This is a genomic window from Yersinia intermedia (assembly GCF_900635455.1).
Lineage (GTDB): Bacteria > Pseudomonadota > Gammaproteobacteria > Enterobacterales > Enterobacteriaceae > Yersinia > Yersinia intermedia.
Map to the genome: position 1 here is coordinate 942481 of NZ_LR134116.1, position 26429 is coordinate 968909.

The window sequence follows — 26429 nt, forward strand, 5'->3', positions numbered from 1 at the left end:
TAAGCATGCATTATATCCTTTATTATTTTGGTAAGCTAAAAACTATCCTGATGCTTTTGTTGCTAGTTATTGTTTCATCTTATGCTATTAAATTAGCATCGGAGTGTAATATTCTACGGAAGAAGTACTCTTTATTAAATGAGGAACTGCTCTATTATTCTTTTGAAGCTGAACGTCTAAATATTAGTTGGCAGAGTAATTCATGGCATAGTTACTCTTCAGGGGAGCTTTTTGATAAGAAAATTGCGAGTTTTATTAATGATTCAAATAGTGATTTATATATATCCAGATCAGCAGATGGCATTATCTCTATAAGTTTTGACCATATTGAATTTTCCCTGGCGTTAGATATTATTCACTTTATTTATCATTATCATAATATTTATGTAAATAGTGTTGAAATATTTAGTAATGCCGACGGTGGGTATGTTATGGGAAATATTACTATTGTAAAAAGAGACTTTAAAGGAACGTGAACTAATCATGATTGATATTTATAGTTTAGGCGGTTTTTTATTTTATACTGTTGCTGGGCTATGCGTCGGGAGTTTTTTAAATGTTATTATCTACCGGTTGCCAATTATGCTTTTCGCCACTGCAAACAAAAATAAAGTAACTAATATCTGGGATAAAGATAGCCGGTGTAAAGGTAACATTAATTTATGTTTACCAAAATCATTTTGCCCAAGTTGCAATAGTTCTCTACGGATAATGGACAATATTCCCGTTGTGAGTTGGCTATTATTACGCGGCAGGTCACGATGTTGTCATCAGAGAATTAGCTTCCGTTATTTAATTGTAGAACTACTAACTGCTATTTTAACCTTACTTATAGCTTTTTGGGCGAAAAGTGATTATTTAACCATGATTGGGTTACTGTTAATATGGGTGCTGATTACGTTGTCTTTTATCGATCTGGATTGTTACCTTCTCCCCGACTGTATTACATTACCATTATTATGGATGGGGCTTATTTTGAATATAGATAATGTTTTTTGCTCTTTATCATCTGCTGTTCTAGGTGCTGTGGTCGGTTATATTTTTTTGTGGTTACCCTATTGGCTATTCAAACTATTCAAGGGTATTGACGGGATGGGGTACGGTGATTTTAAGTTAATGGCAGCCATGGGCGCTTGGTTTGGTGTATCGACGATACCGATGTTGGTATTGTTATCATCTAGTTTAGGTATTATTGTTTCCATTGTAATTTCTTACCTTTCCAAAAAGAAAGGAGGGTACATTGCCTTTGGCCCCTATATTTGCCTGGCTGGAGGGATTAATCTATTTCTAGGGGATGCTATTGGTCTATTTTAATAATGAAGTTATTTAAAATTTCGCTCAACTCTTTACATTTGTAATTGTTATCTACACCATCATTTTTTAGTTTTTCATATCTTATGTCTGTTAGTTCTGACAGTGAACGACTACTCTGCTGCGAACTGAGGGGGTTATCAGATTTCATCATAGTTGTAGCACTATTTACTACCTTATCTTCACTTGGTAACCTTTCCATACCACAAACTTCTTTTAGATAACGCATTCCAGAAACTAATGCAGTTAATTGTTCTATCTTTTCCTTTTGAATTAAACTTTCATTTTTATGTGTCTGACATCCAAAAAAAATTGGTGTGAAAAATAAGACCACCTTGAGTTTCATTATTACTATATTCCTTATTTGTTTTTTATTGTCACTAAATAATATCTCAAAAAAGGAATTGTAGTGGCGAACGTTTTTTGTTAGTTGTCAATATTTATTGATAGATTCCACTTCGACACAGCAATCCCTGCTTACTATCGTTTTTCTTTCAAAACTAACGAATTTAATTTTATTAAGGTTTGATGGTGACTGCCAAGTTGCACTATCTCTGATATTTTATACAGTAATAACTATCAGGTGGAAAAGAAAATGGATGAAATAATTATTGGAGATATTATCTTTACTCCACAAAAGAGAATAATCAACAAAGGAGGTTCTACTATTAAGATAAGGAATAAGGAATCTGAAGTGTTAGCTTTATTATGCCACAATTATCCCATTTCTCTTTCACGCGAAGATATTGAGAAGGAAATATGGGGAGGAAGCTATGTAACAGATAACACATTAACACAAACAATTAGTAACTTGCGTAATGCACTGGACGATAAAGAACATGAATTAGTAACCACAATTCCCAAAAAAGGATACTGCATTGGTATCAAACCGACTTTTATTTCGGGTAAGGATATTGGTGGGGGAAAATTTTCTGAAACAGATTGTTTTAATGTTGTTAGAAATAGGTATGATATCTTATCTGGTATCGGTATTCGTTGCAAAATAGTTATTTTGTCGGTTTTTGTGTTTTTTTTTCTTGCTTCATTTTATATCACATCGAGCTACTATAAAATTAAAATTGTGCATCCTACCACCATGCCTATATTAGTAGGTTTAGATAATACGCGGGATGAAACCTTCTTGTCTACTTATGGTAAAACGCCTTATGTTTATTTAAAGAAAACTAAACATGGTGAATATATTGCTTGTAAATATCATAATGGTGAATTGACATGCGAAAAAAAATAATACTTCTTATGGGATTTGGCATTTTTATATCAATAGGACTAGGGTATGGTTCGGGGCGTATACACTCTTATATTCACCCAATGAAAGAAATTGAAGGCTATTGGGAGGTTAATTATTGTTTTAATTATTATCCTAACACTTATCATGTTTATTCCAGAGTTAATATTATGGGGAGAGAGATAAATTCATCTGCCGATGTGTATGGTGAAAACCATGTTCTTAAAGCGCGGCGTAATATTGTCTTTCGTATGATTGATGTGAGTAAAGGCATTTTTAGCGGTGAGGTGTCATCTCTCTCAATAACTAATAATAACGACTACTGTTTACATGATTTCCTTTATACTCCCTATTCAATAAGTTATCCTGTTTTCTATAAAATAGATAACAATACTATTTTGATGGAACAATCTCAGGGGCATCCTATTCATAATTTTAGGTTATTAACGCGCAGTGATACATGATGTGATTTCCTGAAATATATTTGTAATATTTGGCGAGTAATGTTGGTATATTACTTATTGAGAAGTGTAAAAATAATGTTATCTAATATTGGATTTCTTGTTGTGAAACTCACCTCTTATGTCAGAAGGTTAGGTTCAATATCTGATGGTAAATTCGGTATACTGTTTGGCCTGATATTAGTTATTAGCCTTTTCTCCTTATTACAGTTATTTTCCATAGGATATTTATCTCATATATTGGATAGTACCAAAGTTAATGTTGAGAAAACACACTATAGTCATCAGCAAGAAGTGTTGATGGATCGTGCCAGAATGGAATTATTAATTGCCAGTGATAAACTCAATCGTGCTGGCATCTATTATATGGAAGATAAAGAAACGGGCTCTGAGGGGAGTTGGCATAGCCTTTTGAATGAAGCATTGCAATCTATGCAGCAGTCGCAGCAAAATTATCGCGAGCTTTTGCTCCTTTCTGCCCACGATAACCGCCCAGAGTTTGTCGCATTAAAGGAAAGTTACCAGCAGTTATACCAAGGTTTAACTGAATTGGGGCAAGGGCTGTCAAAAAACAACAATATCGATCTGTTTTTTGAAGTTCCGATACAAGGCTTTCAAAGTGACTTTACCGAAAAGTATTACCACTATTTACAGCAAAGTGAGGATAATCGGGCTGTAATGGATACGCAGCTATTATCGTCTTTATCATCAGCAAAACAGGGCGTTATTACGGCATTGGTGATATTACTGTGCCTCGCTTTTTCGGTTTGGCTCGGCGTTACACGTTTAATTATCCGGCCACTTAATGACCTTATTTCCCATATTAACGTTATTGCCGCCGGTGATTTATCACGCCAGATGGCATATTCATCGTTTACCAGCCGGGAGGCTCGTCAATTGGCTGATAGCATATGCCGAATGCAACAAGGCTTAATTGCATTGGTGGGTCAGGTTCGCGTGGGCGCGGAAGTCATCCTGACGGGTGTTAATCAAATCGCCGCAGATAGTCATCGCCTTGCTGAGCAAACACAGTCGCAAGCTGAGTCGCTGGCTGCGACAACACAAAGCATGCATCAACTCACTAGCCGGGTAAAACAGAACTCGATGAGTGCAGATCAGGCCAATCTTTTGGCTAACGAAACCAGCGCTATCGCCAGTGAAGGGGGAGAGATGATGTCTAGCGTCGTGGTATCGATGGCGGATATCTCTGCTGGCTCGCAGGAAATAACGGCAATTATCACGTTGATCGAGTCGGTAGCTTTTCAAACCAATATTTTAGCGTTAAATGCTGCTATTGAAGCCGCGCATGTCGGTGAACACGGGCGCGGTTTCTCCGTTGTGGCACGAGAGGTTGGCTTATTGGCACATCAAAGTGGCAACTCTGCACTGAATATTAAGCGGCTTATTCATAATTCATCCAGCTCTATCTCCACGGGGCGCGGTTTGGTGGCACGGTCAGGTGATAATTTACGGGCTATTATTGATGCAGTTAAAAAAGTGACTGATTTGATGGCGGAAATATCTGCGGCATCACACGATCAGAGCCAAGGTATCGAGGGGATAACCACACAAGTTGGAATGATTAATGACGTGACAAAATTGAATGCTGAGTTAGCCCAGCAGTCCACATGTGCATCGGAAGTATTACAAAAACAAGCATCCCAGCTCAACGAATCTGTTGCTCGCTTTTGTTTGCCTACTACTGGGCGGCCGGCTCAGGGTTGTTATGAGGCGGCCTCTGCCAATTTCTAGTGAGCCAGCATGCTTTTTAGCATCTCAGCCCAACCAATTGGGTCACCGTAGTACTGACTTGTAGGTAGTGTGGTTGTTTTACCCTGTCTATCTTGTAGCACAAAGGTGGGGAAGCCGTGCCCATGTACTCTTGCCAGTAAGGCGCGGCTATCAGCAATATGTTGAGCCGATGCTACCTGGGCTAAGTTTAATGCGTTGATAAATGCTGTACGGCTTAATCCCATATCAGTGGCAAGTTCAGTTAACACCGAGGTGTCGGCGATACGGCGGCCCTCTACATAGTGAGCTTGCTGGATATGATGGAGCATATCCGCGCCTTGTCCGGCCAATTGTTCAGCCGCTAAAATGGCGGCAATAGGTGGAGTGGAATCCATAATTGCTGAAGTATCATTCAGCAAGTGATTAAAATAAGCCTCACCAAACGTTTGTCCGGTGAGTTCGGCAATACGTTTGTCATGAGGCATCACATAACCACGCCATTGGCTATCTATCTGGCGACGATTAGGCCCAGACATCATCCCACCACCGTGTAGTACCAGTGCCAGATCAGGAATGCTTTGTGCGGCGTGCAGCAGTGGCGCTGCGCCGTAGCACCAACCGCATAAGGGATCGAAAATGTAATGCAATGTTAGCGTGGTCATTATGTTTTCCTCTTGGTCCCGTCACCATCCAAGTTACCGCCTTCTGGTACTTTGGTTGATGACAGGGTAATGCTGTATTCATTAATTTTAGCGGCGCTTATTGCGGCCATTTCATTTCGTTTTTCAGTACCTTGGCGCTTAGCTCCAGGCTGGATTCATCTTTCAACTCTGGGTAGTGTTTTTTCATCGCCGCAATCAGTTCTGCTGAATCTTTTGCTTTAGGAATCTCTGTGTTCAGGGTCGTTAGATAGTTTTGAGTAAAGGTCACTGATGCTAATGTCTGTGGCGCGTTATCGAGATAATGCCCAGGAACCACGGTTACTGGTTTGAGTGCTTTAATCTTTTCCAATGTTGTTAACCAGTGCTGGCGTGATTCTGCGGTTTGAGTATCCGCGACCCATAAATGGATATTACCGGAGACGGCGACACCGCCAACAACCGCTTTCAAGGATGGGATCCAGACAAATGTCTTTTCTGGTGATGGGCCATCTAGCCCTTCAACATCAATTTGTTGCCCATCAATGGTGAAACTTTTGCCTTGTAGTGCTTGTGGAACAATAACTTTGCCAGGGGCATTTTCTTTTAGAATCGGTCCCCAATAGGCCATTTTGCCGTCTTTGGTTGCTTCGATTTCTTCAATGGTCTGCGGTGTGGCGAGTACCTTGGCTTGTGGGAATGCTTTAGTGATGACATCCAGACCGAAATAGAAATCAGGATCGGCCTGACTGATATATATGGTGGTCAGTTTTTTGCCGCTTTGCTTTATTTTCTTTACCAGTGCTTCGGCGTCATTGCGCTGAAATTGCGCATCAATTAGAGCAACTTCAGTTTTACCGCTGATAATCTCAGAAGAGACTGGGAAGATGCTCTTTTCGCCTGGATTATAGACTTCCATTTTAAGTTGTTCGGCAGCACTGGCGTTTGCTACGGCTGCGAAAGTTGCCAGACCGGCAAAGGTCATTTGTAATAGCGTTTTGTTAAACATATCGGTTTTCCTGAGGATGACTGGGGTATGGGTTAGATAATAGATTGCATCTTTCGATAGAAAAACCTGATAATGAGCAATTGTTTGTTGCTTAAATCGAGCTAATCATGGATAGGGTCACTGCTGCTGAGGTTTTTGTCGCGATTGTAGAGCGCGGCAGTATGATTGCCGCCGCTGAAGCATTAGAGATGTCACGGGCTATGGTGACACGCTATCTGGCTGAGATGGAGCAGTGGGCTGGTGCGCGATTGTTGCATCGGACAACACGAAAACTAAGCCTGACGCATGCTGGCGAAACCACCCTTGAACGTTGTCGACGTATGCTTGAGTTTGCTCAGGATATGGATGTGATTGAAGGGCAAGGTAGTGATGAACTGCGCGGTTTATTGCGTATTAGTTGCTCTCAGTCTCTTGGGCAGAGCGCTTTGGTGATTGCTGTTACTGATTATTTGCGCCGTTATCCCCAGGTAGCGGTTGATTTACAGATCAATAATCGGGCAGTTAATCTGGTAGAAGAACGCATTGATTTGGCATTGCGTATTACCAATGAGCTAGACCCGAATCTGATTGCACGCCCACTTTCCACGTGCCATTCCGTCGTTTGCGCCTCACCGGCCTACTTGTCAGCCAAAGGAATACCTAAAACACCCTATGATCTGGCGGTACATAACTGTCTGACATACTCTTATTTTGGCAAAAGTTTGTGGCATTTTGATTTGCAGGGAGAGAAATCGGCAGTTGCGGTAAGTGGCAATCTAAGTGCCAATGAGTCGGTGGTTTTGCTAAGTGGCGCGCTGGAAGGGGCTGGTATTACTCTGCAACCCAGCTATTCTGCCGCCCCTTATATCGCCCGAGGTGATCTGGTCAGCTTATTACCGGGTTATCAACCACAGGCGATGGGCATTTATGGCATCTATACTTCGCGGCGGCAAATGCCAGCAACCTTAAGGACAATGTTAGATTTTCTTGTGGAGTGGTTTGCAACCAATCCCCATTGGCTTAATCCTGCTTTCTTGGCGCTGTAGCGGCAGCTACTGTGCCTGTTTACCTTTTTCCGTGCGCGTGCCGGTAAGGTGAAGGATGCTTAGTCCGGTTGCGAAAACTTAATATTGTTGGGTGATCACCTGGGTTAGGCGCTGCTGGAAAGTGATGGCCTGCTGCTTTAAATGCTCGATAAACGTATCTACCAAGGTGGATGATGGGCGGTGTTTCGGTTGTATCAGGCTGATCGTAAAAGGGATGTCGACGCTGAATGGCCGCACACAAACACCTTCAGCACTTCCTTTGCTAATATAGTCTAGTGCCGTGAGCGGATTGACAATCGATACGCCCACCCCTTCCCGTACCATGGCACAGACCGATGCTGCACTGTGGGTTTCCAGCACTAACCTTCTGCTAATACCTTGTTCAATAAATAGTTTATCCAATAATTGGCGATAACTGTCGGTAACGGACAAGCTGATAAAGTTTTCACCTTGGAAGTCTTGTGGTGTCAGTACCGATTTATCCCGCAACGGATGATCGCTGGGCAATACGCAAATCTCATTAACAGTCATGAGGGGATGGCGCAACGTACCGGCAGGAGTCTGGGTGTTTTCTGTCAGGCCAAGGTCATGGCGCTGAGCTGAAAGCCACTCTTCCAGTAGGGGCGATTCCTGCGGGATAATATTCAGGCTGACTTCCGGGTAGCGGTCAATAAAGGGTTTGCACACGGCGGGTAGCAGCGATTGAGAAAAGACTGGTAAGCAGGCAATTGAAAGCTGTGCCTGTTGGAATTGACGAATTCCCTCAGCAGCTTGTCGGATGCGATCAAGACCGTAATAAGAGCGTTGCACCTCTTCAAATAGCCGCAAGCCTTGTACTGTGGGGTAAAGGCGGCCACGCACGCGATCAAAGAGCGTTAATTGGACTAATTGCTCAAAGCGGGCCAGTTCACGGCTGACGGTGGGTTGGGATGTCTGAAGTAATAAGGCGGCTTCAGTCAGATTACCGGTAGTCATGACACCATGAAAAATCTCGATTTGTCGTAGGGAAATGGTGGGCATCACAACACTCCTGAAGTGGCGATTGTTTAATCTAAGCCATATCATAAATGAATAGACTCACGGTAAATAGATATTTTCCTAACAGGTATTCAGTTGCTAATAATGAGGTATCAGCAAAATCATTTTTTTCGCCCAACATATTGATGATCAATTATTAGGAAAGACCTATGCCGCGCACACTTTATGACACCACTTCGGCGCTGACTGCCCAAAACCTGATGGCTTTACCTGAGCGATTTGGCTGCCCGGTGTGGGCATATGATGGTGAGATCATTGCTCAACGAATCAACCAATTACGGAACTTTGATGTTATTCGTTTTGCCCAGAAAGCCTGTTCGAATATTCATATTCTCCGCTTGATGCGTGAGCAGGGGGTCAAAGTCGATTCAGTATCGTTGGGTGAGATAGAACGCGCGATACATGCTGGCTTCCAGCCAGGGCAGGAACCGGCAGAGATCGTATTTACCGCAGATCTGCTGGATCAGGCCACGTTATTACGGGTGACGGAATTAAATATACCGGTCAATGCCGGTTCAATCGACATGCTGGATCAATTGGGGCAACACGCCCCAGGGCACCCCGTTTGGTTGCGGATAAATCCAGGCTTTGGTCATGGTCATAGCCAAAAAACCAATACTGGCGGTGAGAACAGCAAACACGGCATCTGGCATCAAGATTTACCACAAGCTATTGAGAAAGTTAAAAAATATGGTTTAACGCTGGTGGGTGTTCATATGCACATTGGCTCTGGTGTTGACTATCAGCATCTGGAACAAGTTTGTGATGCTATGGTTCAGCAGGTGATTGCACTGGGGCAGGATATCAGCGCTATTTCTGCCGGTGGTGGGCTATCGATCCCATACCAATTTGGTGATGATGAGATTGATACCGAACATTATTATGGCTTATGGAATAAAGCCAGAGAGCAAATTGCCGCCCATCTCGGCCATCCGGTCAGTCTGGAAATTGAACCGGGCCGTTTCTTGGTGGCCGAGTCTGGTGTTCTGGTGGCGCAGGTGCGGGCTGTTAAAGATATGGGCCGTCGCCACTATGTATTGGTGGATGCCGGTTTTAACGATTTGATGCGGCCAGCAATGTACGGCAGTTATCACCATATTTCGTTACTGCCTGCTGATGGGCGCGACCTCACATCGGCACCGTTGATTGATACGGTGGTTGGTGGCCCGCTGTGCGAGTCAGGTGATGTATTCACCCAGGAAGCGGGTGGCGGATTGGAAACCCGCGCATTGCCTGCCGCTAAAATTGGTGATTATTTGGTATTTCACGATACCGGGGCTTATGGTGCGTCGATGTCTTCGAACTACAACAGCCGCCCATTATTGCCGGAAGTGCTGTTTGAGCAGGGGCAGCCACGCTTAATTCGCCGTCGGCAAACCATTGAAGAACTTATTGCACTAGAGCAGATTTAACGATTTTGTTATCAAAAGGATAAGCTGAATTAGCTTATCCAAAAAGTCCTCAGCCGATAGCCAGAGACATAACTCAAGGCTATCGGTTACTTGCATTTGATACTGCCCGCAATCAGCTTCAGCGCCTGACATCCTTGATAGCCATCAGGTACGCCACTGTCACCATGGATAATCAGATCTTCATTCAGCGCGATTCTGTGCGTTACCAGCGCTTGCTGATAACCCGCAAGGCGGGATTGTGCCGTGGAGGTAGTGGGGCAGTTTTTGTGGCATAACTGCCGGATATCGCGGCAGTTATGCATAGCGCAGGCGGGTCGCAGCTCTTGGTTAGCGACAGTTCTCAGTCATCTGCGGGCGTTTGCGGGCTGGCAACAGAATGGCGGCGGACCAGCGTTGGGCTGAACATATTGGTGATTTCTGGCAACGGGGTATGATTGGCCAGCGCCAGCGCCAATTCTGCGGCCTGTGTCGCCATCGCAACAACCGGATAGCGGATGGTGGTTAGGCGGGGGCGCAGATAACGAGAAATTAATACATCATCAAAACCAATCAGTGAGATCTCTTGCGGCACTTCGATGCTGTTGTCGCTAAGAACAGACAGTGCGCCAGCGGCCATAGAGTCGTTATAACAGGTGACTGCCGTGAAGTGTCTACCACGCCCGAGTAGGTCGGTCATGGCCTGTTCGCCACCAATCTCATCTGGTGTACCGTAGGATATTAAGCGGTCATCAACTGCAATATCAAACTCTTTTAGTGCGTCCAGATAGCCTTGTAGGCGATCAATGGCATCGGAAATTTGGTGATTGGAGCAAATAATGGCGATACGTTTATGCCCTTGCTGAATCAGATGGCGGGTTGCCAACCAGGCACCATAACGGTCATCTAATGCGACACAGCGGGTTTCGAAACCCGGTAGTGTGCGGTTAATCAACACCATGCCGGGGATCTGCTCCATTAATGATGTCAATTCTTCATCGGACAGTTTTTTGGCATGGACTACCAGAGCGGCACAACGGTGGCGAATTAGTTGTTCGATGGCCTGACGCTCTTTCTCTTCGTCATGGTAACCGTTACCAATCAGCAAGAAATTTCCGGTGGCATAGGCCACTTGTTCGACAGCTTTGACCATCGAACCAAAAAACGGATCTGACACATCGGAAACAATCATGCCGACTGTTTCAGTGGATTGCTGGGCCAGCGCCCGCGCATTGGCGTTCGGGTGATATTGCAGTTGCTCCATGGCGTTACAGACCGCCATGCGTGATGTCTCACTGGCCTTGGGAGAATTATTGATAACACGAGATACCGTTGCGACGGAAACACCCGCCAGCTTGGCAACATCCTTAATAGTGGCCATTTTTCTTCCAGAGATTTTCAGGGTAATCGCTTACATCCCTCAGTTTTGCGGAAAACAGTGTTGCCCGCAAGGGGGGAAGATCGCAACTTGGTGAGAAAAAATTAGAGAAACAACAATTAGCACGATTACCTGTGGTTTTCGCAAGCCACAGGTTCCGATTAGGCCTGCCTTGGTTAGCCCAGCGGCATTAGATGAAACGGTTAGCACGAATCGATTATATTTAGTCTAAATTGTGCTTTGGTTTTACTGCCTGCTGAATGTTATTTTTATGATCTATTTAATTGTCTGAGATAGCCATGTCCATCATCCGTTACCCCCAGCTTGCCCACTGGGGCGCTTTTACCGCTGTTGTTGAAGATGGCAAACTGATCCGTTGTGAACCATTTGCCAATGACCCCAACCCTTCTCCGTTGTTGGAATCCATCACCCCCATGGTTTATTCCGATAAACGTATTCGCAAACCGGCGATACGCCGCTCGTGGTTACAACAGCGAGAGAAAAGTGATCGAACTTTGCGTGGTCGGGAAGACTTTGTTGAAGTGGAATGGGATGTCGCGCTGGATTTAGTGGCGCAAGAGAACCGCCGAGTCAGGGATCGTTACGGCCCTTCCGGGTTATTCACCGGTTCCTATGGTTGGTCTTCTGCCGGGCGTTTACATCACGCGCGTTCATTAGTCCGGCGTTTCTATTTCAGCGGGGGCGGGGGGGTTGATCAACTGGGCAATTACAGTTGGGGCTCGGCACAGTTTTTTCTGCCTTATGTGATTGGTACTTTTAGCCCGCTGACCGGCAGGGTGACATCATGGCCGAGTGTGGTTGAGCATTGTGAATTGTTTATTGCGTTCGGTGGGTTGGCGCTGAAAAACGCCCAGGTCTCTTCCGGTGGATCGGCGGAGCATTCATTAAAACCCTGGTTGGAGAAACTGGCACAAAAAGGCACGCCAGTGATTAACATCAGCCCGATGCGGGATGATTGCCCGGCATTTGTTAATGCTGAATGGATACCGATTCGGCCCAATACTGATGTTGCGCTGATGCTGGCGCTGGCTTATGAAATCCAACGTGTTGACGGGCAGGACCAGGCTTTCCTGGCTACCCATTGTGTGGGCTATGAGCAATTAGCTGATTACATTCGTGGGGTGAATGACGGTATTGCTAAAACCCCGGAGTGGGCCAGCGAGATTACCGGTATTCCTGCGCCAAGAATTAGCCAGTTAGCACAGCAACTTATCGGTGTTCGCAGCTTTATGACCTGCTCCTATTCAGTACAGCGCGCACACCGTGGTGAGCAACCTTACTGGATGGTGATTGCCTTATCAGCCATGTTGGGGCAAGTGGGGCTGCCCGGTGGCGGCTTCTCATTTGGTCATGGCTCCATGAACGGTGTGGGTAACCCACGGATAGACACGCCGGGGCCAAGTATGCCGGTGGGTAAAAATCCTGCTGGGTTGGCTATTCCAGTGGCACGCATTTGTGACATGCTGCTGCAACCGGGGCAGCCGTATCAGTTCCAAGGGGAAACCCATACCTATCCCGATATTCATTTAGTGCATTGGGCTGGCGGCAATCCATTCCACCATCACCAGCAATTGAATCGGCTGGTGGAGGGGTGGCAAAAACCGGACACCGTGATTGTGCAGGATATCTGGTGGACACCTGCGGCTAAAATGGCCGATATCGTGCTGCCAGTGACCAGTTCGCTAGAACGTAATGATATCGGTGGCTCGTCACGGGATCGCTATGTATTGGCGATGCATCAGGCGATTGCGCCGCAACATCAGGCTCGTAACGATTTTGATATTTTCGCTGATCTGGCCGAACGGCTGGGTTATCGCAGCCAATTTACCGAAAATAGAGATGAAATGGCCTGGATCAGGCATATCTATCAGGAGTGCGGTGTGGCACAACAGCCGCATGGAGTGGCGTGGCCTGATTTTGAATCTTTCTGGCAACGGGGCCATGTTGATTTACCTGCTCCGCCAAAGGAGTTCGTATTTTTTGATGCTTTCCGCGAAAATCCACAGGCGAATCCGCTGCAAACGCCAAGTGGCAAAATTGAGCTGTTCAGTGAGAAAATTGCCAGCTATCACTATGAGGATTTTGCGCCTCACGCTGAGTGGCAACCACCGATTGAGTGGCTAGGGGCACCACAAGCTGAGCAGTGGCCGCTGCATCTGATCTCTATTCAACCTGAGGATCGTCTGCATAGCCAACTTGATCCGGCGCCATTGGCTCAGGGGAATAAAACCGCCGGTCGTGAAACACTGTATATGCACCCACAGGACGCAGCCAAACGTGACATTACTGAGGGCAGTCAGGTTCAGGTTAGCAACTTACGGGGTCATTGTCTGGCGGGTGTGCGTATCACTGATGGCGTTACTCGTGGGGTGGTGTTGATGGCTACGGGGGCCTGGTTTGATCCCGGTTTCGGTGGCAAACAGCATAAGGTTGAGCAATCAGGTAACCCCAATGTTCTGACGCTGGATATTGGTACCTCACGTTTAACTCAAGGCCCGAATGCAATGAGTTGTCTGGTTGAGGTGGCGCTGTATTAATTTTATCTTAGCGGGATTTATGGTGTTGCCGGTGGGCTAGCGGCAACACCCATGATTTTTGCAATACACCTCAATGAATTACAAACCTATTTCGCCTTTCTGACAATGTTCACTACTGGTTACACTTTGCACGTAAATGTTGCGATTGCTTGCTGGCTGTGGCTTCACTGAAACGGATACAGTGTTCATCCCAGAGGTATTAATTGGTGAGTAATCAACATACGCTGTGTGTTAAAGCCAGTTTTTTATTTGCACCGACCTACGCAGATGCGTAGGTTTTTTTTTATTTCTTCTTGCCCCTGCAATATCAGCCTCCTGTTAGCGATATCTTAGCCACTATTATAGTATTCTCTTTCTTTCATATTCACCGTCTTATAGGGAAATAAACATGGGTTATCGCTTATTGCGTGCTCTTTTTCGTCGATTATTTCGTGTCACCATTGATGGTGTGGATGACCAGTTTACTCATCAAAAACTGATAATTACGCCGAATCATGTCTCTTTCCTTGATGGGGCTTTGCTCGCATTATTTCTGCCGATCAAGCCGGTTTTTGCGGTTTATACCAGTGTTTCTGAGAGCTGGTATATGCGCTGGCTAAAACCTTATATCGATTTTGTCGCACTTGATCCTACCAAGCCAATGGCTATCAAACATTTGGTCAGGATGGTGGAACAAGGCAGGCCAGTCGTGGTGTTCCCTGAAGGGCGTATTACCGTGACCGGCTCATTGATGAAAATCTATGATGGTGCTGCATTTATTGCCGCCAAATCCGGCGCTACGGTAGTCCCGATCCGTTTGGAAGGGCCAGAATTTACCCATTTTGGGCGTTTGGGTGATGTGCTCAAACTCCGCTGGTTCCCGAAAATTAGCATTCATGTTTTGCCTGCGACCACGTTATCCATGCCGCAAGCGCCGCGTGCCCGTGACCGCCGAGTGCTGGCGGGTGAACACTTACATACTATTATGATGGCCGCGCGTATGGCTATCATGCCACGGGAAACGTTGTTTGAAGCGCTGTTATCGGCACAAACTCGTTATGGGCGTTTTAAACCCTGTATTGAGGATGTTTCATTTAAAGAAGACAGTTATCAAACGCTACTGAAGAAAATCCTCGGTGTCAGCCGTATTCTGCAACGCTTCACCGCGCAGGGCGAGCATGTTGGGATGTTATTACCGAATGCGACGATTACCGCAGCGGCGATCTTTGGTGCTTCTCTGCGTGGCCGTATTCCGGCAATGCTTAATTACACTTCGGGTGCCAAAGGGCTGAAAAGTGCAATTATTGCGGCATCGTTGAAAACCATCGTCACCTCGCGCCAGTTTTTGGAAAAGGGCAAACTGACGCATCTGCCTGAACAGGTTACTGAGGCAAATTGGGTCTATCTGGAAGATTTAAAAGACACGGTTACGCTGGCAGACAAATTGTGGATTCTATTCCATTTATGTTGTCCGCGCCGAGCGATGTTGCCACAGCAGGCGGGCGATAGCGCACTGATTTTGTTCACTTCTGGCTCGGAGGGGAACCCGAAAGGCGTGGTACATTCTCACGCAAGTATATTGGCTAACGTTGAGCAGATCCGCACCATTGCCGATTTCACCCCGCGTGATCGTTTTATGTCTTCGCTGCCGCTGTTTCATGCTTTCGGCCTGACGGTGGGGTTATTCACTCCGCTGATGACAGGTAGCCGAGTATTTCTTTATCCCAGCCCGCTGCATTATCGGGTGGTGCCAGAATTGGTGTATGACCGTAACTGCACGGTGCTGTTTGGCACGTCAACTTTCTTGGGCAATTATGCCCGCTTTGCTCATCCTTATGACTTTGCGCGGTTGCGTTATGTGGTGGCAGGGGCGGAAAAACTGGCTGATAGTACCAAACAGATTTGGCAGGACAAATTCGGCATTCGTATTCTGGAAGGGTATGGCGTCACCGAATGTGCGCCGGTAGTAGCGATTAACGTACCGATGGCAGCGAAAGTGAATACCGTTGGGCGCATTCTTCCGGGTATGGAGGCGCGCTTGATAACCGTGCCGGGAATCGAGCAAGGTGGGCGTTTGCAATTGCGCGGCCCCAATATTATGCGCGGTTACCTGCGCGTAGAGCATCCGGGGGTATTGGAACAACCGGCGGCGGAGAATGCTCAGGGTGAGCGTGAGGAGGGTTGGTACGATACCGGTGATATCGTCACCCTCGATGAGCGGGGGTTCTGCGCCATTCGTGGGCGAGTGAAGCGTTTTGCCAAATTAGCCGGTGAAATGGTGTCACTGGAGAGTGTCGAACAACTGGCATTGCGTATCTCACCTGAGGGGCAACATGCCGCAGCAGCTAAAACCGACAGCGCCAAAGGGGAAGCACTGGTGCTCTTCACCACTGACAGTGAAATGACTCGCGAACGGCTGATTAAAGCTGCTCGTGAGGGTGGTGTGCCAGAACTGACCGTTCCCCGTGATATCAGAGTAGTGAAAGCATTGCCCCTATTGGGGAGTGGTAAACCTGACTTTGTTACGTTAACTAAAATGGCACAAGATGCGGAGATGAGCGAATGAGTCAGCAAGCATTGTCAGATAAGCCTTTGCTCTCCAGAGGAATGATCGCCGTACTTTGTGCTCAGTTTTTCTCCGCTTTCGGTGATAACGCACTGCTTTTTGCCACATTGGCATTAATTAAGCAGCAGTTATATCCCGACTGGAGCCAGCCTATCTTGCAAATGGCCTTTGTGGCCACTTATATCATCCTGGCTCCGTTTGTCGGGCAAGTGGCTGATAGCTTTGCCAAAGGGCGTGTGATGATGGTTGCGAACGGCTTGAAGTTGGCTGGCGCATTAGTTATCTGTTTTGGTCTGAATCCATTTCTTGGCTACAGCCTGGTTGGCGTCGGCGCGGCGGCTTATTCACCGGCTAAATACGGCATTCTGGGGGAAATCACCTCCGGTGAGCAGTTGGTTAAGGCCAACGGCATGATGGAGGCATCAACCATTGCGGCTATTTTACTCGGTTCAGTCGCCGGTGGGGTGCTGGCTGATTGGCATCTGATTGCGGCATTAAGTGTCTGTGCGCTGGTATATGCCATTGCGGTGGTGGCTAACCTCTTTATTCCACATCTGGCTGCTGCCCGTTCCGGTAGCTCATGGCGGCCACGGGCCATGACTGGTAGTTTTTTTGCTGCATGCCGCATTCTGTGGCGGGATGGCGAAACGCGCTTCTCACTGGCGGGGACCAGCTTGTTCTGGGGGGCGGGGGTCACGTTGCGCTTCCTGCTGGTGCTATGGGTGCCGGTAGCATTAGGCATTGCCGATAACGCCACGCCGACGCTGTTAAACGCCATGGTGGCGATTGGTATTGTGATTGGTGCGGGTGCTGCGGCACGCTTCGTGACACTTAAAACAGTAAAACGCTGTTTACCGGCGGGGGTATTAATTGGTGTGGTGGTGGCGACATTCTCACTGCAACACAGCATGCCAATGGCCTATTTACTGTTGATTATTATCGGGATTTTAGGTGGTTTCTTTGTCGTGCCGCTTAATGCCTTATTGCAAGAGCGCGGCAGACAAAGTGTGGGCGCTGGGAATGCGATTGCAGTGCAAAATTTGGGTGAGAATACCGCAATGTTGTTGATGCTGGGGCTCTACTCGGTGGTTGTCAAACTGGGTGTGCCAGTCGTCGTGGTTGGTGTTGGTTTCGGTGTGATCTTCGCGCTGGCGATTGCATTGCTATGGTGCTGGCAGTGGCAACAACTGCGCCGTAAAGCGGCTAAATGATGTGGTAATAGTCATACCAATGCCGCCGAGTGCGGCATTATTCATTGTCAGTATTCTAAGGCCGCATTAGCGGCCTTTTTGCTTTTTTGAACTCAATTGAATTTAAGGTGCAGGGAAGGTAAAGCGGGTGTGGATCTCTTCCAATGCATTAAGCACTTCCTGGTCCAGAACTAGATTCTGGCTATCAATATTACTTTTCAGTTGTTCCAGTGTGGTTGCACCTAACAGTGTACTGGCAACAAACGGTTGCTGGCGTACAAAAGCCAGCGCCATCTGTGCTGGATCCAACCCATGACGTTTTGCCAGTGCCACATATTCCGCTACCGCTAACTGGGATTGTGGCCCGGTATAACGGGTGAAACGGCTGAATAATGTATTACGTGCGGCGGCAGGTTTTGCGCCATTGAGGTATTTACCGCTCAGGGTGCCGAAGGCCAGGCTGGAATAAGCTAATAGCTCAACGCCTTCGTGTTGGCTTATCTCGGCCAAACCAACTTCGAAGCTGCGGTTAAGCAGGCTGTAGGGGTTCTGTATTGAGACAATGCGCGGTAAATCATGTTTTTCTGCCAATTGCAGATAGCGCATCACGCCCCATGGGGTCTCATTTGATACACCGATATAACGGATTTTCCCTGCTCGTACCTGCTCGTTCAGCGCTTCCAGCGTTTCAAGCAAGGTGACCACAGCAGTATGTTCGCTATAGCGATAATTCAATTTACCAAAACAGTTAGTTTCACGTTGTGGCCAATGTAATTGATAAATATCGATATAATCAGTATTGAGCCGTCTAAGGCTATCTTCCAACGCGATGCGGATATTTTTCCGGTCTAGCGCCATATTGGGGCGAATCGGTTGATCGCTGCCGCGTGATGGCCCAGAGACTTTACTGGCTAAAATGATTTTGTCACGCTCACCGCGCGCTTTTATCCAGTTACCAATGTATTGCTCAGTTAACCCTTGGGTTTCTGGCCTTGGGGGCACTGGGTACATTTCTGCGGTATCGATCAAGTTAATACCGGCAGCAACGGCGTAATCCAGTTGCGCATGGGCATCGGCTTCACTATTTTGTTCACCAAATGTCATGGTGCCCAGACCCAGCAGGCTGACTTCTAATGAACTGTGGGGGATACGATGATATTGCATTGCCGACCTTCCTTAATGTCTGAAATTATCAGGCCATACCCTTGGTAGTTGGTATTGCAGCGTCGTTAGCTACGCCCACTCACCTGAATTTTCTATTTGAATAACTGCTTCAGGATGTGTTTGTTTGGCCTTACTGAAACACCAATTATTTGGGTACAAGTAAAACTCGCCTTATTCGACTATAACGAAGCACCGCAGTTGGGGGAAGTGTACAAGGGAAAAGTACATAAAAAAGTGGTAAACGGGGCCAGTGAACTGCGCCCAGAGGGTGATATGCTCGCTAACGTGCAAATTGCAGGGGGTTGCTTACGGCTTAATACTCGGCCCATCCTTGGGCCTCTTGATTGCAGCCGCCTTCCGGCATCTTTAAATCTATTGGGTTGATGTTTTTTTATCAGCCGGTTTACTCTTTTTCCCACGCATCAAATTCAGGGTTTCAACACCCATGGAGAAGAACATGGCGAAGTAAATGTAGCCTTTTGGAATGTGGATCTGGAAACTTTCCAACATCAGGGTGAAGCCGACCAGTATCAGGAAAGAGAGTGCCAGCATTTTGACTGATGGATGGCGATTAACAAACTCCCCAATCGGTCTGGCAGCAAACATCATCACGCCGACAGAAATAACCACGGCGGCCATCATAATAAACAGATGATCTGACAGCCCAACGGCTGTTATCACTGAGTCCAGACTAAAGATGATATCCAACAGCATAATTTGCACGATAGCCGCAAAGAAAGAGCTGACATTACTGGTGTGCTCAGTATCGCTCCCCTCAATGGTTTCATGAATTTCCTTACTGGCTTTCCAGATAAGGAATAGTCCCCCTAGCAGCAGGATCAAGTCCCGCATAGAAACACCGTGGCCTGCCACTGTAAACAGCGGCTCAGTCAGGCGGATAACCCAGGCAATAGAAGCAAGTAACGCCAGACGCATTAACATTGCTCCGGCCAAGCCAATACGGCGGGCTTTGTTTTGCTGAGCTTTAGGTAATTTTGCAACCACTAAAGAAAGGAAAATAATATTGTCTATCCCGAGAACAATCTCAAGGATAGTCAGCGTGCCTAGCGCCAACCAGGCATTTGGATCGGCAATCCATTCAAACATTGCGCCTATACACCTTACGGAAACACAAAATACAATTATATACCCTTCTTACTTGAAGTTGCAGGGGTGTTAGCTACGTTTACTCACCCGAATCACTTACTTGAGTAAGCTCATCGGGATTCATGCACTTGCTGCCTACCTGCAACTCCACGTTTTTTGGGTATTCTCATTTATTTATTAATCGGAATAATCAGATTCGTCCGTTAAAGCAAGAAGTGACGGGCCAGCATCGGGCCAGTAAAGGTCTTTTTCAGATAAAAACCACGGGGTAGTGTCATGATCGGTTGCCCTTTTTCACCAATGGCTTCAGTTAACGCACGGCTATTGGCGGCCTTCGGGCGCAATTGGAGTACCTCACCGTGGCGAGCGGTGATGGTTTCTACTTTGCCAAGAACGATAAGGTCCATTAACTCTTCCCAGTCACGCCGCAGCAGTTCTTCTTCTTGCGCATTCGGGCTCCATAATAGAGGCGCGCCGACTCTGCGTTCCGCGAGCGGGATCTGCCGCTCACCCTCAACAGGTACCCACAATACGCGGGCCAGTTTATGCCGCACATGGCTGCTTTCCCAAGTGATACCACTGTTGCCGCTCAGGGGGGCGACACAAACAAAAGTGGTTTCGAGAGGCTTGCCCTGAGCGCTGATCGGGATTGTTTTTAGCTCAATGCCGATGTCGGCAAAGTCCTGTTCTGGTTTACTGCCAGCACTGGCCCCCAAATAAAACTCCAGCAACATACCAACCCAGCCTTTTACTCGCTTTAAGTCTGCCGGAATAACCCATTGAGCACGAGCAGCCAGTTCGCCAAGAGTAAAACCTGACAAAGCTTGAGCACGTTGAAAAAGTTGATGTTCATCAGTCGGTGGTGCCGGTGGCAGTGAATAAACAGACATGGGTAGAAACCTGCTAAAGTCGGTTAAAAAACAAGCTGAATTAAAAGTGGCGGTAGATGTATTGTTATGCACTGTGGATGAAATGAATAATAGCATGATTTAACGGAAGTTTTCTTTCCTTCCAAGGATGAAATATTTTTATTCTGGTTATCTTGTGCACCTACTGACAGCGATAATGAACAGGATCTTACACCTATTTATCCACAGATTTATTGGATAACCCCAGTAAATCACGATCACTGGTTCAATTTACAGCCTTGACGACGGCTTTTTTTGCGAGTTTTACTCTTTTTTGCATAACTTTGACGCATTATCTGTGGATAAAAACCACATTGATGGATCTTTAGCCAGCGACAGATCCAAAACGGATATAGATCACATTTCACTACCGTTTAAACCTGTGGGAAACCTGTTATTTTGTTGAAATTAATCATTTATTTTTTTAGATATTTTTGTCGTATTATTCCGTTAAAATGAGTTGTACCTACTTTTCCCTAGAGTTCTACACACCTATATCCACAGAAAAAGTGAATAAAATGTCGTGTGTAGCCCTTGGGGTGTTCATAACTTTGCTTATATCTGTGAGTTATCCCAGAGTTATCAGGTTTAGCTGGCAGATAAGCAGTGGTTTACCGCCTGTTGCTAGTGTGAAACAATCAGAGCATCTTTGAGTTTTAAGCTTATCGAGGTAGTCCGGTGATCGATGATGATGGCTACCGCCCGAACGTGGGTATCGTAATTTGTAATCGGCAAGGCGAAGTGTTGTGGGCCAGGCGTTACGGTCAGCACTCTTGGCAGTTTCCTCAAGGGGGGATAAACCCCGGTGAAACACCAGAGCAGGCAATGTATCGCGAACTTTTTGAAGAGGTAGGACTTAACAAAAAGGATGTCCGTATTCTGGCTTCAACCCGTAACTGGTTACGTTACAAATTACCAAAACGTTTGGTGCGTTGGGATACAAAGCCGGTGTGCATCGGCCAAAAACAACGATGGTTTCTACTACAGTTAATGTGTAATGAAGCCGATATCAACATGCAACGCAGCAGTACCCCGGAGTTTGATGGCTGGCGCTGGGTCAGTTATTGGTACCCGGTGCGTCAGGTGGTCTCTTTTAAACGTGATGTTTATCGTCGTGTGATGAAAGAATTTGCTGCAACCGTCATGCCCGTGCAGGAGGTTGTTCCACCACGGGTTCCGCCCGCTTATCGCCGTAAAAGAGGTTAAGTTAAGCCGATCATGCTCATGCGTTTGCGAGAAATAGTTGAGAAAGTGGCGATGGCAACCAGCCTGGCGGATGCGTTAGAGCTGTTGGTCAATGAAACCTGTCTGGCGATGGACACGGAAGTCTGCTCGATATATCTGGCAGACAATGACCGCCGTTGTTACTACCTGATGGCGACTCGGGGTTTGAAAAAGCCCCGTGGTCGCACCATTACGCTGGCTTTTGACGAAGGTATCGTCGGGCTGGTGGGGCGGTTGGCCGAACCCATTAACTTGGCCGATGCTCAGAGTCATCCCAGTTTTAAATATGTACCACAAGTTAAAGAGGATCGCTTCCGGGCGTTTCTCGGGGTACCTATTATTTATCGTCGGCAGTTGCTTGGCGTGTTGGTGGTGCAGCAGCGCGAGCATCGCCAGTTTGATGAGAGCGAAGAGTCGTTCATGGTCACGCTGGCCACGCAACTGGCGGGGATCCTATCTCAATCGCAACTGAATGCGATTTTTGGCCAATATCGTCAAACACGAATTCGCGCGCTGGCGGCGGCTCCAGGCGTGGCAGTAGCAGAAGGTTGGCAGGATACCTCGCAACCATCCCTTGATTTGGTTTATGAAGCCTCAACGCTCGATACTGTTCAGGAGCGTGAACGCCTGACTCAGGCGTTGGAAGAGGCTGCGGCAGAATTCCGCCGCTTTAGTAAGCGTTTTGCTGCCAGCTCACAAAAAGAGAGTGCGGCAATTTTCGATCTCTATTCGCACTTGTTAAATGATGCCCGCCTAAAGCGTGAGCTTTTCGCGCAAATTGACGCCGGTTCAGTGGCTGAATGGGCCGTGAAACAAGTGGTTGAACAATTCGCAGCCCAATTTGCCAGCCTGCAAGACACCTATATGCGTGAGCGAGCCAGTGACCTGCGGGCATTAGGTCAGCGCTTGTTGTTCCATCTTGACGATAGCACCTCTGGGGCCAGCCAATGGCCTGAGCGTTTCATCCTGGTTGCCGATGAGTTAACCGCCACTCTATTAGCCGAGGTGCCACAAGATCGTCTGGCGGGGGTAGTGGTGCGTGATGGTGCTGCTAACTCGCATGCTGCGATTTTAGTGCGCGCCATGGGTATTCCAACGGTGATGGGTGCAGATATCCAGCCTGCGTTGCTGAATCAGCGGCTATTAATTGTTGATGGCTACCGCGGCGAGGTGCTGGTTGATCCCGAACCGGTACTGGTCAAAGAGTATCAGCGGCTGGTCACTGAAGAGATTGAGCTCAGCAAACTGGCTGAAGACGATGTCGAACAGCCTGCGGCCCTGAAAAGTGGTGAGCGGATTCAGGTGATGCTGAATGCGGGTCTTAGCCCAGAACATGAACAATTGCTGGGGGGGCGGGTTGATGGTGTTGGTCTATATCGCACTGAAATCCCTTTTATGTTGCAAAGCGGCTTTCCGTCGGAAGAGGAACAAGTTGCGCAATATCAAGGCATGTTACAGCTTTATCCTAACAAACCCGTCACATTACGCACCTTGGATATCGGTGCTGATAAACAGTTGCCCTACATGCCCATCAGCGAAGAAAACCCGTGTCTGGGTTGGCGTGGGATCCGTGTAACGCTCGATCAGCCAGAGATCTTCTTGATCCAGGTTAGAGCGATGCTGCGTGCCAACGCTGGAACCGGTAATCTGGGTATTCTATTGCCAATGATCACCAGCCTGGAAGAGGTCGATGAAGCTAAACGCCTGATTGATCGTGCTGGGCGTGAGGTTCAGGAAGTTTTGGGCTATGAATTGCCACAGCCTAAATTGGGGGTAATGATTGAAGTCCCTGCTATGATCTTTATGCTGCCCTACCTCAAATCGCGGGTAGATTTTATCTCAGTTGGCACCAACGATCTGACCCAATATTTGCTGGCAGTAGATCGCAATAATACTCGCGTTGCATCGCTGTATGACAGCCTGCATCCGGCGATGCTACAGGTACTCAGCCATATTTTGACGCAGGCGACACTATCGGGTTTGCAGGTGAGCCTTTGTGGTGAAATGGCAGGTGACCCGATGGGCGCGTTGTTGCTGGTCGGGTTGGGTTATCGCAATCTCAGTATGAACGGTCGTAGTGTGGCGCGAATTAAATACCTGCTGCGCAATATCGATTTAGCGGATGCGACAGCATTGGCCGAACGAGTATTGAGCGCCCAAATGACCACGGATGTGCGTCATTTAACAGCAGCATTTATGGAACGCAGGGGCTTAGGTGGATTGATCCGCGGCGGGAAGTAAGCTTATCCCGTTGGTCCTGGGTGCTATAGCGTTGTTAGTGCCAGTCACTGGCGACTATTCCAATGTGTTTTGGTTTTTTGTGAGTAATATTCACTGTCTGGGGTTGCGCTGTTTACAGAACTTTTCTGTTTGGCGCTGCCCAGACAGGCCTAACCCTATGCTATTATGCGCAACCTGTAGCCCTAACCGGGCAAGAACATTAATTTTCTCAAAATATGAGACATTTCGTGGTGATAGATGAGCAATAGCTATCTGGCGTTTCCTAAATTTGATCCGGTCATTTTTTCCATTGGCCCAGTTTCCCTTCATTGGTACGGCCTGATGTATCTGGTGGGCTTTGTCTTCGCCATGTGGCTGGCGGTTCGTCGGGCAAATAAACCGGGTAGTGGCTGGACCAAAGAAGAAGTCGAAAACCTGCTGTATGCGGGTTTCCTCGGGGTGTTTGTCGGTGGCCGTGTCGGTTATGTGCTGTTTTATAACCTGCCGATGTTCCTCGATAACCCACTGTATCTGTTTAAAGTATGGGATGGCGGTATGTCATTCCATGGCGGTTTGATTGGTGTCATCTGCGTCATGTTGTGGTTTGCCCGCCGTACTAAACGCCATTTCTTCCAGGTCGCTGACTTTATTGCTCCTCTTATTCCATTTGGTTTAGGTGCTGGCCGGCTTGGTAATTTTATCAATGGTGAGCTGTGGGGCCGTGTGACTACCGATACCCCGTGGGCGATGTTATTCCCAACCTCCCGTGGTGAAGATATCGCCATTGTTGCTGCCGACCCGGCGAAATGGCAGGCGATATTCAATCAATACGGTGTACTGCCGCGTCATCCTTCGCAACTGTATGAAATGATTCTTGAAGGGGTGGTGTTATTTATCATCCTGAACCTGTTTATCCGTAAGCCGCGTCCGATGGGCAGTGTATCTGGTCTGTTCCTGATTGGTTATGGTGCGTTCCGTATTATTGTGGAGTGTTTCCGCCAGCCAGATGCCCAACTTGGCTTGTTCGATGGCGTGATCAGCATGGGGCAGATACTCTCTGTACCTATGATTCTGGCCGGTATCATTATGATGATTTGGGCGTATCGTCGTCCTGCGCAACAACTTTCGTGAGGTAACATGAAACAGTATCTGGATTTGATGAAAAAAGTGCTGGAAGAAGGCACTCCTAAAGCTGACCGTACCGGTACCGGGACTGTGTCGATTTTCGGGCATCAGATGCGTTTCAATTTACAAGACGGTTTTCCACTGGTAACCACTAAGCGTTGCCATTTGCGCTCCATCATCCATGAGCTGTTATGGTTCCTCAATGGCGATACTAATATTGGCTATCTGAAGGAAAATAATGTCTCCATCTGGGATGAGTGGGCTGACGAAAACGGCGACCTTGGCCCGGTTTACGGCAAGCAATGGCGGGCTTGGGGGGCTGCGGATGGTCGTAAGATTGACCAACTTAGCAACGTGGTAAAACAGCTTAAGCAGGATCCAGATTCGCGCCGTATCATCGTTTCAGCATGGAATGTGGGTGAACTGGAACAAATGGCACTGGCACCGTGCCATGCTTTCTTCCAGTTCTACGTGGCAGATGGCAAGCTTTCTTGTCAACTGTATCAGCGTTCTTGTGATGTATTCCTCGGCTTGCCATTTAACATTGCCAGCTATGCTCTACTGGTGCATATGATGGCGCAGCAATGTGAGTTAGACGTCGGTGATTTTGTCTGGACAGGGGGCGATACACACTTGTATAGCAACCATATTGAGCAGACAAATCTGCAATTAAGCCGTGAGCCACGGGCATTGCCGAAACTGATTATCAAGCGGAAACCGGCATCTTTGTTTGATTACCGTTTTGAGGATTTTGATATTGAGGGGTACGATCCTCACCCAGGGATTAAAGCACCGATTGCTATCTAATCTTTAGGCCGGAGCCGCAATGGCTCCGGTTTTATACCCGTCACCTTTCAAGTTTTAGGGGCGCTGCTCTTGTCATCTGTTCCATCCCTGAAACTCGCTTCTACGAGCCGATTTATCATCTTAATCAACTAATTGTGTTGTCTCTTCGGGGTTAATGAACCTTATCCTGAGGCCCTTTTACGGCTAGCATCACTGCTGATCAAATCGGTTCCCAACTAACTTGTCTCTCCTTTGCCACCTTCCTGCATCTGGAAATCTATTGAGGATATTTTGCCAAATCCTTTTCTTTGCTACATGCAGCTTCCCTGCAATAAAAATGCGAGCAGTGCCGCATCGAATTTTGCATTTATGTATCC

At 47.1% G+C, this 26429-nt stretch carries 23 protein-coding genes; 14 read left to right on the top strand and 9 right to left on the bottom strand.

All coding sequences use genetic code 11. The features are described from left to right. Nucleotides 1-5 precede the first annotated feature (5 nt). Together EL015_RS04360 and EL015_RS04365 are read left to right on the top strand one after the other, a co-directional pair. Nucleotides 6-476: a hypothetical protein gene (locus EL015_RS04360; RefSeq protein ID WP_005185890.1), complete on the top strand. Its 471-nt coding sequence runs from the start codon at nucleotides 6-8 to the stop codon at nucleotides 474-476. A 7-nt stretch (nucleotides 477-483) separates the two neighbouring features. Continuing rightward, entirely contained in the window at nucleotides 484-1314 is an 831-nt protein-coding gene (locus EL015_RS04365; RefSeq protein WP_005185888.1) for a prepilin peptidase, read from the top strand. Here EL015_RS04365 and gspS read toward each other — a convergent pair. Then, the gene (gspS, locus tag EL015_RS04370) at nucleotides 1298-1657 is read right to left on the bottom strand and encodes a type II secretion system pilot lipoprotein GspS (protein WP_032906539.1); all 360 of its coding nucleotides are present in this window, start codon (nucleotides 1655-1657) and stop codon (nucleotides 1298-1300) included. The two genes, EL015_RS04365 and gspS, sit on opposite strands and share 17 nt — an antisense overlap. A gap of 249 nt (nucleotides 1658-1906) precedes the next feature. Between gspS and EL015_RS04375 the strand changes: the two genes are divergently transcribed. From EL015_RS04375 to EL015_RS04385, 3 genes are all read left to right on the top strand, one after another. Further along, on the top strand, nucleotides 1907-2560 hold the full coding sequence (locus EL015_RS04375) for a winged helix-turn-helix domain-containing protein (RefSeq protein ID WP_005185880.1): 654 nt from the start codon (nucleotides 1907-1909) through the stop codon (nucleotides 2558-2560). Beyond that, nucleotides 2545-3021 (top strand): hypothetical protein, encoded by a 477-nt coding sequence (locus EL015_RS04380; protein ID WP_032906538.1) that lies wholly within the window; start codon nucleotides 2545-2547, stop codon nucleotides 3019-3021. The genes EL015_RS04375 and EL015_RS04380 overlap by 16 nt, the downstream gene beginning before the upstream one ends. Nucleotides 3022-3096: 75 nt before the next feature. Further along, the gene (locus EL015_RS04385; protein WP_032906537.1) at nucleotides 3097-4770 is read left to right on the top strand and encodes a methyl-accepting chemotaxis protein; all 1674 of its coding nucleotides are present in this window, start codon (nucleotides 3097-3099) and stop codon (nucleotides 4768-4770) included. Here EL015_RS04385 and EL015_RS04390 read toward each other — a convergent pair. Together EL015_RS04390 and EL015_RS04395 are read right to left on the bottom strand one after the other, a co-directional pair. Continuing rightward, nucleotides 4767-5411: a DsbA family protein gene (locus tag EL015_RS04390; RefSeq protein ID WP_032906535.1), complete on the bottom strand. Its 645-nt coding sequence runs from the start codon at nucleotides 5409-5411 to the stop codon at nucleotides 4767-4769. The two genes, EL015_RS04385 and EL015_RS04390, sit on opposite strands and share 4 nt — an antisense overlap. Before the next feature lie 97 nt (nucleotides 5412-5508). Beyond that, nucleotides 5509-6396, bottom strand: a complete 888-nt coding sequence (locus EL015_RS04395; RefSeq protein ID WP_005185875.1) for an MBL fold metallo-hydrolase — start codon at nucleotides 6394-6396, stop codon at nucleotides 5509-5511. A 107-nt stretch (nucleotides 6397-6503) separates the two neighbouring features. On the opposite strand from EL015_RS04395, the gene EL015_RS04400 reads away from it, so the two are divergent. Further along, the gene (locus EL015_RS04400; protein ID WP_005185874.1) at nucleotides 6504-7421 is read left to right on the top strand and encodes a LysR family transcriptional regulator; all 918 of its coding nucleotides are present in this window, start codon (nucleotides 6504-6506) and stop codon (nucleotides 7419-7421) included. A 78-nt stretch (nucleotides 7422-7499) separates the two neighbouring features. On the opposite strand, the gene EL015_RS04405 is transcribed toward EL015_RS04400, so the two are convergent. Beyond that, nucleotides 7500-8441, bottom strand: a complete 942-nt coding sequence (locus EL015_RS04405; protein ID WP_032906534.1) for a LysR family transcriptional regulator — start codon at nucleotides 8439-8441, stop codon at nucleotides 7500-7502. Between the two features lie 167 nt (nucleotides 8442-8608). On the opposite strand from EL015_RS04405, the gene lysA reads away from it, so the two are divergent. Continuing rightward, a complete protein-coding gene (gene lysA, locus EL015_RS04410) occupies nucleotides 8609-9871 on the top strand; it encodes a diaminopimelate decarboxylase (protein WP_005185871.1) in 1263 nt (420 codons plus the stop codon). A gap of 86 nt (nucleotides 9872-9957) precedes the next feature. Here the strand turns inward: lysA and EL015_RS04415 are convergent, their stop codons facing one another. Together EL015_RS04415 and galR are read right to left on the bottom strand one after the other, a co-directional pair. Beyond that, nucleotides 9958-10173 carry a hypothetical protein gene (locus tag EL015_RS04415; protein WP_005185868.1) on the bottom strand — a complete coding sequence of 72 codons (216 nt, stop codon included), beginning with the start codon at nucleotides 10171-10173 and terminating at the stop codon, nucleotides 9958-9960. Between the two features lie 38 nt (nucleotides 10174-10211). Beyond that, nucleotides 10212-11228 carry an HTH-type transcriptional regulator GalR gene (gene galR / locus EL015_RS04420; protein ID WP_005185848.1) on the bottom strand — a complete coding sequence of 339 codons (1017 nt, stop codon included), beginning with the start codon at nucleotides 11226-11228 and terminating at the stop codon, nucleotides 10212-10214. A gap of 296 nt (nucleotides 11229-11524) precedes the next feature. Between galR and EL015_RS04425 the strand changes: the two genes are divergently transcribed. The 3 genes from EL015_RS04425 to lplT all read left to right on the top strand — a co-directional run bounded on the left by EL015_RS04425 (nucleotide 11525) and on the right by lplT (nucleotide 17539). After that, on the top strand, nucleotides 11525-13783 hold the full coding sequence (locus tag EL015_RS04425; RefSeq protein ID WP_005185846.1) for a molybdopterin guanine dinucleotide-containing S/N-oxide reductase: 2259 nt from the start codon (nucleotides 11525-11527) through the stop codon (nucleotides 13781-13783). A 388-nt stretch (nucleotides 13784-14171) separates the two neighbouring features. Then, entirely contained in the window at nucleotides 14172-16328 is a 2157-nt protein-coding gene (gene aas, locus EL015_RS04430) for a bifunctional acyl-ACP--phospholipid O-acyltransferase/long-chain-fatty-acid--ACP ligase (protein WP_005185843.1), read from the top strand. Next, a complete protein-coding gene (gene lplT, locus EL015_RS04435) occupies nucleotides 16325-17539 on the top strand; it encodes a lysophospholipid transporter LplT (protein ID WP_032906533.1) in 1215 nt (404 codons plus the stop codon). The genes aas and lplT overlap by 4 nt, the downstream gene beginning before the upstream one ends. 102 nt (nucleotides 17540-17641) lie before the next feature. Here the strand turns inward: lplT and EL015_RS04440 are convergent, their stop codons facing one another. The 3 genes from EL015_RS04440 to mutH form a co-directional block, all read right to left on the bottom strand. Continuing rightward, complete coding sequence (locus EL015_RS04440; protein ID WP_005185838.1) at nucleotides 17642-18682, bottom strand: NADP(H)-dependent aldo-keto reductase; 1041 nt, start codon at nucleotides 18680-18682, stop codon at nucleotides 17642-17644. A gap of 372 nt (nucleotides 18683-19054) precedes the next feature. Beyond that, nucleotides 19055-19789 (bottom strand): TerC family protein, encoded by a 735-nt coding sequence (locus EL015_RS04445; protein ID WP_005185835.1) that lies wholly within the window; start codon nucleotides 19787-19789, stop codon nucleotides 19055-19057. 203 nt (nucleotides 19790-19992) lie between these two features. Beyond that, nucleotides 19993-20679 carry a DNA mismatch repair endonuclease MutH gene (gene mutH, locus EL015_RS04450; RefSeq protein WP_005185833.1) on the bottom strand — a complete coding sequence of 229 codons (687 nt, stop codon included), beginning with the start codon at nucleotides 20677-20679 and terminating at the stop codon, nucleotides 19993-19995. A 696-nt stretch (nucleotides 20680-21375) separates the two neighbouring features. Here mutH and rppH point away from each other — a divergent pair. The 4 genes from rppH (at nucleotide 21376) to thyA (ending at nucleotide 26073) form a co-directional block, all read left to right on the top strand. After that, entirely contained in the window at nucleotides 21376-21903 is a 528-nt protein-coding gene (gene rppH / locus EL015_RS04460) for an RNA pyrophosphohydrolase (protein ID WP_005185831.1), read from the top strand. Between the two features lie 12 nt (nucleotides 21904-21915). Further along, complete coding sequence (gene ptsP / locus EL015_RS04465) at nucleotides 21916-24162, top strand: phosphoenolpyruvate--protein phosphotransferase (protein ID WP_032906528.1); 2247 nt, start codon at nucleotides 21916-21918, stop codon at nucleotides 24160-24162. Between the two features lie 237 nt (nucleotides 24163-24399). Next, nucleotides 24400-25272, top strand: coding sequence for a prolipoprotein diacylglyceryl transferase (gene lgt, locus EL015_RS04470; RefSeq protein WP_005185825.1), 873 nt, complete (start codon nucleotides 24400-24402; stop codon nucleotides 25270-25272). 6 nt (nucleotides 25273-25278) lie between these two features. Next, complete coding sequence (gene thyA / locus EL015_RS04475; RefSeq protein WP_005185822.1) at nucleotides 25279-26073, top strand: thymidylate synthase; 795 nt, start codon at nucleotides 25279-25281, stop codon at nucleotides 26071-26073. Nucleotides 26074-26429 lie beyond the last annotated feature (356 nt).

Bases quoted from the DNA above. Each gene is read 5' to 3' on its own strand.
- EL015_RS04360 (WP_005185890.1), top strand. From the start codon at position 6: ATGCATTATATCCTTTATTATTTTGGTAAGCTAAAAACTATCCTGATG.
- EL015_RS04365 (WP_005185888.1), top strand. From the start codon at position 484: ATGATTGATATTTATAGTTTAGGCGGTTTTTTATTTTATACTGTTGCT.
- gspS (WP_032906539.1), bottom strand. From the start codon at position 1,657: ATGAAACTCAAGGTGGTCTTATTTTTCACACCAATTTTTTTTGGATGT.
- EL015_RS04375 (WP_005185880.1), top strand. From the start codon at position 1,907: ATGGATGAAATAATTATTGGAGATATTATCTTTACTCCACAAAAGAGA.
- EL015_RS04380 (WP_032906538.1), top strand. From the start codon at position 2,545: ATGCGAAAAAAAATAATACTTCTTATGGGATTTGGCATTTTTATATCA.
- EL015_RS04385 (WP_032906537.1), top strand. From the start codon at position 3,097: ATGTTATCTAATATTGGATTTCTTGTTGTGAAACTCACCTCTTATGTC.
- EL015_RS04390 (WP_032906535.1), bottom strand. From the start codon at position 5,411: ATGACCACGCTAACATTGCATTACATTTTCGATCCCTTATGCGGTTGG.
- EL015_RS04395 (WP_005185875.1), bottom strand. From the start codon at position 6,396: ATGTTTAACAAAACGCTATTACAAATGACCTTTGCCGGTCTGGCAACT.
- EL015_RS04400 (WP_005185874.1), top strand. From the start codon at position 6,504: ATGGATAGGGTCACTGCTGCTGAGGTTTTTGTCGCGATTGTAGAGCGC.
- EL015_RS04405 (WP_032906534.1), bottom strand. From the start codon at position 8,441: ATGCCCACCATTTCCCTACGACAAATCGAGATTTTTCATGGTGTCATG.
- lysA (WP_005185871.1), top strand. From the start codon at position 8,609: ATGCCGCGCACACTTTATGACACCACTTCGGCGCTGACTGCCCAAAAC.
- EL015_RS04415 (WP_005185868.1), bottom strand. From the start codon at position 10,173: ATGCATAACTGCCGCGATATCCGGCAGTTATGCCACAAAAACTGCCCC.
- galR (WP_005185848.1), bottom strand. From the start codon at position 11,228: ATGGCCACTATTAAGGATGTTGCCAAGCTGGCGGGTGTTTCCGTCGCA.
- EL015_RS04425 (WP_005185846.1), top strand. From the start codon at position 11,525: ATGTCCATCATCCGTTACCCCCAGCTTGCCCACTGGGGCGCTTTTACC.
- aas (WP_005185843.1), top strand. From the start codon at position 14,172: ATGGGTTATCGCTTATTGCGTGCTCTTTTTCGTCGATTATTTCGTGTC.
- lplT (WP_032906533.1), top strand. From the start codon at position 16,325: ATGAGTCAGCAAGCATTGTCAGATAAGCCTTTGCTCTCCAGAGGAATG.
- EL015_RS04440 (WP_005185838.1), bottom strand. From the start codon at position 18,682: ATGCAATATCATCGTATCCCCCACAGTTCATTAGAAGTCAGCCTGCTG.
- EL015_RS04445 (WP_005185835.1), bottom strand. From the start codon at position 19,789: ATGTTTGAATGGATTGCCGATCCAAATGCCTGGTTGGCGCTAGGCACG.
- mutH (WP_005185833.1), bottom strand. From the start codon at position 20,679: ATGTCTGTTTATTCACTGCCACCGGCACCACCGACTGATGAACATCAA.
- ptsP (WP_032906528.1), top strand. From the start codon at position 21,916: ATGCTCATGCGTTTGCGAGAAATAGTTGAGAAAGTGGCGATGGCAACC.
- lgt (WP_005185825.1), top strand. From the start codon at position 24,400: ATGAGCAATAGCTATCTGGCGTTTCCTAAATTTGATCCGGTCATTTTT.
- thyA (WP_005185822.1), top strand. From the start codon at position 25,279: ATGAAACAGTATCTGGATTTGATGAAAAAAGTGCTGGAAGAAGGCACT.